The organism is Megasphaera massiliensis (assembly GCF_000455225.1).
Classification (GTDB): domain Bacteria; phylum Bacillota; class Negativicutes; order Veillonellales; family Megasphaeraceae; genus Megasphaera; species Megasphaera massiliensis.
The window spans coordinates 3,582-4,508 of sequence record NZ_HF954541.1 but is presented as its reverse complement, the minus strand read 5'-3'; the positions used below and the strand labels follow the sequence as shown (position 1 = coordinate 4,508).

The window sequence follows — 927 nt, the reverse complement described above, 5'->3', positions numbered from 1 at the left end:
GAAACTTGAGAGAGCTGTACATGCAGCATAATGGAAGCAAACCAGCAAGATAGGATATATGCAAATAACAGAAACGGATGTTTGATCGAAAAGTAAATTTGTTGTGCTATCAGATTATGAAGTTTATTTCGTTCATTGAGCCAGGTTAGCGCAGATAGCTCTGAATACGTGTCGTACTCACTTTGCACGGCAGACTACAACGTATCAAAATGCAAAAATACAGTTTGTCAGCCGGTTTTCGAGCGATTTATCGCTTCAAAATGCAAAAGTGCAGGCTGATTGGCCTAAAAAGCACGAAAAGAGCCGAATCGGGCGATTCTAAATGCACTTTCCCAAAGGCCCCCTAGATAAACTGGAGTCTCCCTATCCAATAAATTAAAATAAAGAAAAGGGAGATGATTCGGTATGGGTGGCAAAAGACTGAAAGAAGAAACACGCATGAAAATTGTTCGAGAAGCGTTAGCTGGCATTAAAATTGGGGTGCTGGCACGCATGTATGACGTTCACCCAGAAAGCATACGTTTATGGGTCAGAGATCATCGCGACTCCGTTCCGCCAGAGGACATTCCTCAGACCGATGAATATGTACAAGAAGTTCAACGCCTACAAGAAGTAGAAGAACGATACGAGAAAGCCATCAAAGCTCTGGGTGAGAAGGAGCTCGAAAACGAGATTCTACGGGAGTTGCTAAAAAAGAAAAACCCTGCTTATCTGAAAAACTTGAAGTAGCCGAATTATTCGTTAAGCAGGGTATAGCCGTAGCATGGGTTCTACGCGTACTGAAAATAGCTGAATCTACGTACTACGATCGCAAGAAGCGTGCAGCTCAAGTCGAGGGCGAGGATCATCCACTCTCACCTTCAAAAGGACGTCCTGTATCGGGATACTCCTTAACCGTCACCGGTGAGCAAATCCATGATGACCAAG

General features: G+C 43.9%; 1 protein-coding gene. It reads left to right on the top strand.

The annotated features are described in order from the left end of the window. Positions 1 to 405 precede the first annotated feature (405 nt). A complete protein-coding gene (locus TX77_RS13655) occupies positions 406 to 729 on the top strand; it encodes a transposase (protein ID WP_042171573.1) in 324 nt (107 codons plus the stop codon). The last annotated feature ends 198 nt before the right edge of the window (positions 730 to 927 follow it).